Annotated in this window: 8 protein-coding genes; 7 read left to right on the top strand and 1 reads right to left on the bottom strand. The window is 43.2% G+C overall.

Features of this window, described 5'->3' with window-relative positions; translation table 11 throughout:
• The first annotated feature begins 218 nt into the window (after nucleotides 1-218).
• From NIES208_RS18035 to NIES208_RS18065, 7 genes are all read left to right on the top strand, one after another.
• Nucleotides 219-1,097 (top strand): WD40 repeat domain-containing protein, encoded by an 879-nt coding sequence (locus tag NIES208_RS18035; RefSeq protein ID WP_075894377.1) that lies wholly within the window; start codon nucleotides 219-221, stop codon nucleotides 1,095-1,097.
• Between the two features lie 357 nt (nucleotides 1,098-1,454).
• The gene (locus tag NIES208_RS18040) at nucleotides 1,455-2,573 is read left to right on the top strand and encodes a sensor histidine kinase (protein ID WP_075894378.1); all 1,119 of its coding nucleotides are present in this window, start codon (nucleotides 1,455-1,457) and stop codon (nucleotides 2,571-2,573) included.
• A 51-nt stretch (nucleotides 2,574-2,624) separates the two neighbouring features.
• Nucleotides 2,625-4,028, top strand: coding sequence for a 3-isopropylmalate dehydratase large subunit (gene leuC, locus NIES208_RS18045; protein WP_075894379.1), 1,404 nt, complete (start codon nucleotides 2,625-2,627; stop codon nucleotides 4,026-4,028).
• A gap of 376 nt (nucleotides 4,029-4,404) precedes the next feature.
• On the top strand, nucleotides 4,405-5,571 hold the full coding sequence (locus NIES208_RS18050) for a cysteine desulfurase family protein (protein WP_075894380.1): 1,167 nt from the start codon (nucleotides 4,405-4,407) through the stop codon (nucleotides 5,569-5,571).
• Nucleotides 5,572-5,588: 17 nt separating this feature from the next.
• On the top strand, nucleotides 5,589-5,936 hold the full coding sequence (locus NIES208_RS18055; protein ID WP_075894381.1) for a circadian clock KaiB family protein: 348 nt from the start codon (nucleotides 5,589-5,591) through the stop codon (nucleotides 5,934-5,936).
• Between the two features lie 67 nt (nucleotides 5,937-6,003).
• Nucleotides 6,004-6,852, top strand: a complete 849-nt coding sequence (locus tag NIES208_RS18060) for an ABC transporter permease (protein ID WP_075894382.1) — start codon at nucleotides 6,004-6,006, stop codon at nucleotides 6,850-6,852.
• A gap of 9 nt (nucleotides 6,853-6,861) precedes the next feature.
• A complete protein-coding gene (locus tag NIES208_RS18065; RefSeq protein WP_075894383.1) occupies nucleotides 6,862-8,601 on the top strand; it encodes an O-linked N-acetylglucosamine transferase family protein in 1,740 nt (579 codons plus the stop codon).
• Between the two features lie 51 nt (nucleotides 8,602-8,652).
• On the opposite strand, the gene NIES208_RS18070 is transcribed toward NIES208_RS18065, so the two are convergent.
• Nucleotides 8,653-9,618, bottom strand: coding sequence for a hypothetical protein (locus tag NIES208_RS18070; RefSeq protein WP_075894384.1), 966 nt, complete (start codon nucleotides 9,616-9,618; stop codon nucleotides 8,653-8,655).
• Nucleotides 9,619-9,808 lie beyond the last annotated feature (190 nt).

A 9,808-nucleotide genomic window follows, 5' to 3' on the forward strand; every position in this document is an offset into this window, starting at 1 on the left:
CCTTTAATTTGAGTCTAATGGTAGCAAGGCAAACTTGTTGCGTTTAGACAGACTCAAATTAAAGGGTTTATTTTTCTTTTTTATTAAAATTTTGACGCATTTTTTTTAGTTAAAAAAGCGTATTTTAAGCCACAATAGATAGAGAAATTTTATTTTTTTCTTTATGCTTGCTAATAGAGTTGAGGCATTTTTTAGTGACTTCTTGCTGGCATTGCTCCATGACCTACCAAGGACACCAGTCATGGGTGCGGGCGATCGCCGTGAGTCCCGCCAAGGATTTTTTTGTCACGGCTAGTGGCGATAAAACAGCAAAAATTTGGCACTTCAATCAACCGGATGCTGTTTATACCTTCGGAAGACATCGCTCGTGGCTGCGGTGTGTGGCGATTCAATTTGATAGTCAGGTGATCGCCACAGGAGGCAATGACGACAGCATTGAACTGTGGGAACCCCACACAGGCAAAAAACTTTCCCAGCTCACAGGTCACCACGACTGGGTGCGGGCACTGCTTTTCGAGCAACATACTTTGATCAGCGCCTCCCAAGATAAAACAATTAAAATTTGGCAGCCGCATAGGAGTGATCAGGCGATCGCCACATTGCGAGGCCATGACCATTGGGTTGTCAGCCTAGCCGTCAGTCCAGCACAGCAAATATTAGTCAGTGGCAGCAAAGATCACACTGTGCGGTTATGGTCTTTATTTAGTAATCAAATTCTCAAGGTCCTAGTCGATCACCAAGCGGAAGTACTCACAACAGCGGCGCATCCTTCCGGTAAATTTGCCATTAGTGCCGATGGAGATGGTGTCGTCAAATTTTGGTCACTGCAAGCACAAAACATATTGCAAAGTTTTCAAGCCCACGGCCAATCCATTAACAGCATTTGTTTTAGTGATGATGGCCAACTGTTTGCGACAGGTTCCCAAGATAAAACAATTAAAATTTGGCAATTAAAAACAGGGAAGGCGATCGCCAAACTGACAGGTCATCAAGGCTGGGTCTGGTCCATTAGCTTCCTGCCCCACAGTTATGATCTGTTGAGCGCTAGCTGGGATACGACAATTAAATATTGGCAATACACACCATCAAAAAAATAAAAAAATCTAAATATTCTTAACCTCAAAAAACCTATTCCGATATATCAAAATTCAGACTGCCATAAAAGCCTTTCGCCCTTGACCCAATGCCCCAAAAAAGTAGATGTCAATAAAGTATAAAAACCCATATTAGACATTATTTCGCACCTTGACTGCAAGCCTTCCAAGTCCAATGGGCGAAGCAAACTGATGCACTAATTATAATTAAGAAAAAATAAAAAATTTACACTCGCTACCTCCGAGGATGAATTCACATTTTTTCATATATATCCAAGGGAGGTTAAAAAAAGATAGTCAATCTTCTTTACTAAGTGGGCGGGTACATTCTGCCCTGACGACTTTTCTTGTTCAATATCTATGGTTTTAGCAAACACTTCAGATCGAATTTTAGTGGTGGACGACTCCCCCGACAATTTGTTGTTAATTCAAAGCATTCTAGAAAATGAAGAGTTGGATTTAGTAACGGCGACCAATGGGACTGAAGCCCTTGAACTTATCGAGAAAGAGTCATTTCAACTGATCCTACTGGACGTGATGATGCCCGATATAGATGGCTTTGAGGTGACACGTCGTATTCGGAGTAATGAATCGTTGCCCTATATGCCGATTTTGCTGATTACAGCCCATGCCCAACCTAGTGTTGCCCTTGGTTTAGACATTGGTGCGGATGATTTTATCCGTAAGCCTGTGGAAATTGATGAGCTATTGGCGCGGGTTCGTTGCCTCCTGCGTCTGAAGCACACCGTTGACGAAAAAAATGCGATCGCCCTACAGCGGGAAGACTTTGCCTCACGCCTCACCCATGATATGCGCACCCCTTTGATTGCAGCTGATCGTATGCTGAGTCTGATGATGAAAGGGGCTTTGGGAGAATTATCAGATTCAATGATCGAGATTTTACAAACCATGTCCCGCAGTAACGCGAACTTGCTGGAAATGGTGAACAATATTCTGGAGGTTTATCGTTATGAATCGGCTCAAAAAACCTTTCATTTCAGTAAAACGAATCTCAAAAAAGTGATCAATAACGTCATTCAAGAACTACAACCCCTTGCCCTTGAAAAAAAACTCTCCCTCGAAATGTCTGTGCCTTCCCATCCCGTCTGGATCGAAGGCGATCGCCTCGCCCTGCACCGTGTCATTACCAACCTAGTGAGTAATTCCATTAAATTTACAACCGCAGGCTTTGTAAAAATAGATTTAAGCTATGCAGATACCAACACAATTTTAGTGAAAGTTAGCGATAGCGGGTCTGGTATTGCCCTGAGTGACCAGGCCGAAATTTTCGAGCGCTTCCGTCAAGGCAAGCATTTTAAAGGGGGTAGCGGTCTCGGATTACACCTTTCACGGCTCATCATTGAAGCCCACCAAGGCAACATCTCATTTCAATCAAAACCCAAGCAAGGGACAGATTTTTTTATTACTTTACCCACATATCAGAGTACCCATTCTGGCAACCCCAGCGAGGAGGAATAAAGGATGTATGATTGAAGACCGTGAATTAAATTATTTCAGTATTTCAGTCACATGAGTAAAGGCACTCTCTTTGATAAAGTTTGGGATTTACACACCGTTAAGGTGCTGCCTTCTGGTCAAACACAATTGTTTATCGGACTGCACCTAATCCATGAAGTTACAAGCCCCCAAGCCTTCGCGATGCTAAGAGAGCGTGGCCTAAAAGTCATGTATCCCCAACGTACTGTTGCAACGGTTGATCATATTGTCCCAACTTCCAACCAAGCGCGTCCCTTTGCGGATCCCCTAGCAGAGCAGATGATGCAAGAGCTGGAAAAAAATACTAAGGAAAATAATATTCGTTTTTACAATGTTGGCTCTGGTAGCCAAGGGATTGTGCACGTGATTGCGCCGGAACAAGGTCTCACCCAACCGGGTATGACGGTCGCCTGCGGTGATTCCCATACTTCTACCCATGGTGCTTTTGGGGCGATCGCCTTCGGGATTGGTACATCTCAAGTGCGGGATGTTTTGGCTTCCCAGACCTTAGCTTTAGCGAAACTCAAGGTGCGCAAAATTGAGGTGAATGGCGATTTGCAGCCGGGTGTCTATGCCAAAGACGTGATTTTGCACATTATCCGCAAACTCGGTGTAAAGGGCGGTGTGGGATATGCCTACGAATATGCCGGGAGTACTTTCGAAAAAATGTCCATGGAAGAGCGCATGACCGTCTGTAATATGGCCATCGAGGGCGGTGCGCGGTGCGGCTACGTCAATCCCGACCAAGTGACCTACGACTATCTCAAAGGTCGTGACTTTGCACCCAAAGATGGTGACTGGGATAAGGCGATCGCCTGGTGGGAGAGCCTGCGGAGCGATGCCGATGCCGAGTACGACGATGTTGTCACCTTTGACGCAGCAGACATTCCACCAACAGTTACTTGGGGAATTACCCCCGGCCAAGGTATTGGCGTTGACGAACCCGTACCGACAACCGATAGTATGCCTGCCGATGAACAAGCCCTTGCCCTCGAAGCCTACAAATATATGCAGCTCGAACCCGGCAAACCCCTCCAAGGCACTAAGATCAATGTCTGCTTTATCGGTAGTTGTACCAATGGTCGGTTAAGCGATCTCCAAGAAGCCGCCAAATATGCCCAAGGCAAAAAAGTTGCAGAAGGCGTTAAAGCTTTCGTTGTCCCCGGTTCTGAACGGGTTAAAGTTGCAGCAGAAGCAGCAGGTCTCGATAAAATTTTCACCGAAGCCGGTTTTGAATGGCGTGAACCCGGCTGTTCCATGTGTCTGGCGATGAACCCCGACAAACTCGAAGGCGACCAAATTAGTGCCTCTTCTTCCAACCGCAACTTTAAAGGTCGTCAGGGTTCTGCCACTGGTCGTACGTTGCTGATGAGCCCTGCCATGGTGGTGGCTGCCGCCATCAAAGGTGAAGTGAGTGATGTGCGCGAACTAGTCTAGGGAATTCGCCGAAAAGAGTAACAAGCAAGAGTAAAAACAAATCTGAAGTGGCCTGAGCTTGGGTCATTTCAGGTTTAATTTTATTGAATATTGCGAGGAGACTATGGTCAAAGCCAATCAGTTTAGGACGACAAAGTTAGGGATGTGTGAAATGCTAGCGAAGTAAACAAAGCCTTTGGAAAAATCCCCGCCTTTTGAACCCAAAGGTTCGTGTACTAATCTTGCTAGCCTTAGCTATAGCTTGGAAAAGTTGGCTTCAGGCTTTATTATCCTGCGGGGGCAATAATTTGCCGATCTAAATCCCATGGCAGCGCTTTCCTAACCGTCCTTTCCGTAAAATCGCTACATTAAATATAAGATAACCCCAAATAATGCTATGCAAATTTACCTTGACTACAGTGCGACAACACCGCCTCATCCACTGGTGTTAGAGAAAGTACAGGATGTTTGCACGGCTGAATGGGGAAATCCTTCTAGTCTGCATCAATGGGGAAATCGGGCGGCAACGCTGCTTGAAATGGCAAGGATGCAAGTTGCAGGTCTGATTGGGGCGACAAATCCAGATAATATTTTGTTTACGGCGGGGGGAACGGAGGCGGATAATCTTGCCATTTTTGGGATGACAAGTCAGTTTCAATCGCCCCAACATCTGATTATTTCGAGTGTGGAACATCCGGCGATCGCCAAGCCGGCAGATTATTTAGAAGCCCAAGGTTGGCAGGTGACACGCTTACCCGTTGATCATTATGGGCGGGTTAATCCAGTCGATTTTGAAAAAGCGATTCAACCGAACACTGTTTTAGCGTCGATTATTTATGGCCAAAGTGAAGTGGGCACATTACAACCTATTGCCGAATTAGGGGCGATCGCCCGCAAACATAACGTCATTTTCCATACGGACGCAGTGCAGGCAGCAGGTCGAGTCCCCATTAATGTGGAGACTTTGCCAGTAGATTTATTATCGTTATCAAGTCATAAAATCTACGGTTTACAGGGCACTGGGGCGCTATATGTGCGTTCTGGCCTAGAGCTTCACCCCCAACTCTTTGGCGGGGGGCAAGAAAATAAATTACGCTCTGGCACCCAGGGATTGCCCGGCATTGCGGCCTTTGGCGTTGCTGCTGAATTAGCTACCGAAAATTTGATGGCTGAATCCCAAAGATTGCGGGATTTGCAGACCCTCTGTTTTGAACTGTTGGCTGACTGTCATCATCTCCAACCCACGGGCGATCGCCACCATCGTTTGCCCCACCATATTAGCTTCGTGATCCGTGATGATTCTCCCCTAAAAGGCCTGACGGGAAAAAGCATCGTGCGCCAACTAAATCTTGCAGGGATCGGCATTAGCGCTGGTTCTGCCTGCCATAGTGGAACCCTTAGCCCTAGCTCTATTCTGAAAGCAATGGGTTATTCTCAGGCAGCCGCTCTTTCGGGGATTCGTTTATCTTGCGGCGCTCAAACTCAAAAAGAAGATATAAAATGGACGGCGATCGCCCTTCGGCAAATTCTCAGACAACAAACGGCGAACCTCCTCCTCACCTAAACCTTCCATTAATATCTATGTCTTCTGACTCCCATCAGGGTAACGCTTTTAATTTTGGTCACTCAACCGAGCCTCAACTACAACATCATGACGAAAAAGAATTTTATGTGTTGTACCTATACGTTGCCGGCAAAACGAGTAATTCACGTCAGGCAATTAAACAACTTCACAAAATTTGCAACGAATATCTAGCAGAACGCCACGAGATTCGCATTATCGATATTTACGAACATCCCGACCTTGCCGAATCTGACCATATCGTTGCCACTCCAACACTCATTAAAAAGTTACCACCACCACTGCGTAAATTAATTGGCGATTTATCCGATCGCGAAAGCCTATTAATTGGTTTAGATATTTGGTAGAAATCCACAGGGTACGACATCAACGGCTATACTGACTACGTCGTATTTTGAGTTCGGACAGGCTGCTATGGCAGGGGGAAATCCTGAAGCAAATTTATCGCGCTGGTTAACCTTCATTGGCATTGTGATTACAGGGTTATTTGTGGCGATCGCCCTCGGCGCACCCATACTAGAAAATATTGGCTGGCTGAAAGATCCCCTCGACTCCCTTAGTTTTCCCATCCACGAACCTCCCAGTTGGGAACATTGGTTTGGCACAAGTCGCCAAGGCTATGATGTCCTCTCTCGCACCCTCTTCGGCACACAGGCCGCCCTCAAAGTCGTCTTACTCGCCACCAGTCTGAGCCTTATTGTCGGTGTGCCATTGGGAATGATCAGTGGCTATTTCGGCGGAAAAGTTGACCGTGCTTTACTGTTCCTGATGGATACCATTTATACCCTGCCCGGTTTGCTTCTCTCTGTAACCCTAGCTTTCGTGGTTGGTAAAGGAGTGTTTAATGCGGCGATCGCCCTGAGTATTTCCTACGTCCCCCAGTATTTTCGCGTTGTTCGTAACCGTACCACCAGCGCCAAAACAGAGCTTTTCATCGAAGCCGCCCAAGCAATGGGTGCAACACCAAGTCGTATTTTATCGAAATATTTATTCCTCAATGTCATTCAAAGTGTGCCCGTACTTTTTACCCTAAACTCTGCCGATGCGATTTTGATTTTAGGCGGCTTAGGATTCCTCGGTTTAGGCCTACCTGACGGTACTCCCGAATGGGGTCACGATTTACGTTTAGCCCTCGATGCTTTGCCCACAGGAATTTGGTGGACAGCACTTTTCCCCGGATTGACCATGACAACAATGGTAATGGGATTATCATTAATGGGCGAAGGCTTAAACGAATGGCTCAACCCCTCCAGCCGTGACTAATTTGGTCAGATGTCAACATCCCAAAAATTGAATTTACCAGACTTTAAGCCCCATGAAATTTTAGACTTATTTTTAGCTCAAAAAACTGAGGCGATCGCCACACAATACCTCTCAATTCTTGACCACTTCAAACAACGCACCGATAGACAAATAACCATTCCCCTCCAAACATATATAGATCAGTTTTTAGGCAATTTCTTCTATACCTTTAGTCAAGCTAAACTTGTTTTACCAGAAGACTATTTACGAGCATTTATTCGTCGAAATAAAATAATTGCAACCCTAGCCGCCATTTCAAGCTTTCAAAATACCGATCCATATCTCAAAATCCTCAGTACACAACCAGAAAATCTAGGCAAAGCATTAGCTTTATACTCACCCCGCAATGAATTTTACTTTGACTACAACAAAATATTTACGACAAACCCAGACCTAGCTTGCTATTGGTATAGTTACATTTTTAGTCATTATGCAACAGGTCTAGCCCATGAAAATATTGCAAAAAGAATTTATTTTCACGCCACCTATGATCATCCTAATTTAACCCGTTTTTATAACTATCCCGACATATATTGTAGCGCCACTTACATTGCCCCAAACCTAGACAGACTCCTAAAATATAAAATAAATTTGTTTGTACAGCAGTCATCTGCTCCCCAAACTAATGCACAACAACAATACGATAAAAAAAAGATTGCTATTGTTAGTAGTTCTTGGTCTCCACAAAGTTCGATTTATAGAAATTTATCTACTTATATTGCAGCCCTTGCCAACAAATATGAACTTACGTTGATCTATTGTGGCGAAAAAAATGAATTAGTCGATCAAGATTTTTTTAAACAAATCATTTATATAAAAGCAAAAGATAATTCACTAAATTATGATCAATTGCATGGTAACCAATTTTCTTTAATTTATTTCACAGATATCGGCGTAAATACAGAAAGTATTCTATTAGCAAATTTCCGCCTTTCACCAATTCAATGTTGTGGACTAGGTCATCCAGTAAGTACCTATGGGGCAAAAATTGATTATTTTATTAGCGGCCAGACTGTAGAAATTCCGACAGAATCAACGCAATTTTATTCTGAAAATCTCATTTTATTACCAAACTTAGGAGTCGTCCATCATCCTCCACCATATCAAAGACGAGAACGACAACATTTTCAGAATTCTCGAATTATTATTAATTGTCCTTGGTCAGCCCAAAAGATCAATTTTTCTTTGTTAAAAACCTTGAAACGTATTACAGAAAAGACACCAGAGCCACCGTTATTTCGATTTTTTTGTGGACACTCGCTGAATCAAAATAGTTATTTAGTGTTTACCCAAGATATTGCATCAGTTTTACCGCGTGAGTACTTTGAACTCGTTCCGGCGATCGCCAACCAAGACTATCTAGCACTAATGGAAACCGGCGATATGACGCTAGATTCATTTCATGTGGGCGGTTGTCATTCAATTATTGAAAGCCTTTACTTATACAAACCAACCGTCGTATTTGAAGGCGATCGCTGGTATAACCGAGTCGGCGCACAGCTGCTGCGACAAGTGGGCTTAATGGATCTCATTGCCACGACAAAAAAAGACTATATTCACATGGCTCTCAAACTAATTCTTGACAAAAAATATCGCCAGACAGTGGGCGATCGCCTACGAGAAGTTGACTTTGAAAAAACTATTTTTAATACGACAGAAATACAATCCTTTAAAAAAGCAATTGACTCTTTAATTGCAAACTTACGATAACACATAAAAACACGAACTATTAAATAATTTAAAGCCCCTGTTCCTTATGAGTTAGCCGCAATCAATTCCCTCTAGCTCACATTTCACACGAATTTCAGCTGCCTTTTTTTCAGCAACCTCCTTAACTGAAATCTCATACTTTTCGTCCATAGCCACTAGCTCCAAAAAGTTCACAGCATTTCGTGTAATAGAAGTATTTTCAACAATATTACCTTCACCCACATCTGAAATATTAATTAGCAAATTTTTTTGCTCACTCGCTTCATCAACATTACGAAAAATATCAATATAACCCTCTAATACTTTTTGTTTTAGTTCAGGATTTTCCTGGACATCCTCTGTGCGAGTCAAAGTGACAATCGCCTCTTTACTTTCCTCCCGTAAAGCTGAATTTTTCTGAGACAATGTTTCCTCTTTAACCTTTAACTCTTGCACCTCCTTTTGCTGAGATTCAATCTTAATCTGACTATCAAAATTTTGTTTCATCAACTGAATACTTGAAGGAAAAAATAAACCAAACAACATCGCACTCGCCAAACATCGCTGCTGATTATCCAGCCGAGTTGAAATGCCTCCCATACTGACCAAAATAAATCCCGACAAAGCCCCCAGGAAAATACTCATAATCAAATAAATAACAAACTCAGCGCCCAATCCATAGCTCAGCTCGGAAAAATCAACCGAACGCAACAAATCCGTTCTGCTCGTTTCCTCTTCTACTGATTCAAGGGATTCATTACGGCCACTTTCTTCACCAATAAGTTTGATACAGACACTGCCAACACCACCAATAGCACCTGCCGTAAAAATAGTTTTATTGGATATGTAAAGAGTTTTTTGTTTGTCTAATATGTCCTTCTGTGATTCGATTTCTCTAATTTCTTCATCACTCGCCTGATCCTCAATTCTTTTAGAAGAAGCGATACCTGTTGCCTGCTTTTCTTGATTATCTATTACACCTTCATCGCCTTGATTGCTTGAAATCTGTTCAAAATCATTATTAGCAGCAGGATTCATATGCCTATTAACCTCATTTGATCTTTAAAGAACATCTTAACGATAAGCGGTAGGAAAAAAAGCCTGAGATTTAATTTAACAACTTGAAATTATTATTTAATCCCAAAACAAAAACCCCCACCATTACTGATGAGGGTCTTTGCTTAGCAAATGTATTCTATTGTCTTTTCAGAGCAATCAAATTGTTTTG

It is taken from the genome of [Limnothrix rosea] IAM M-220, assembly GCF_001904615.1.
GTDB lineage: Bacteria > Cyanobacteriota > Cyanobacteriia > Cyanobacteriales > MRBY01 > MRBY01.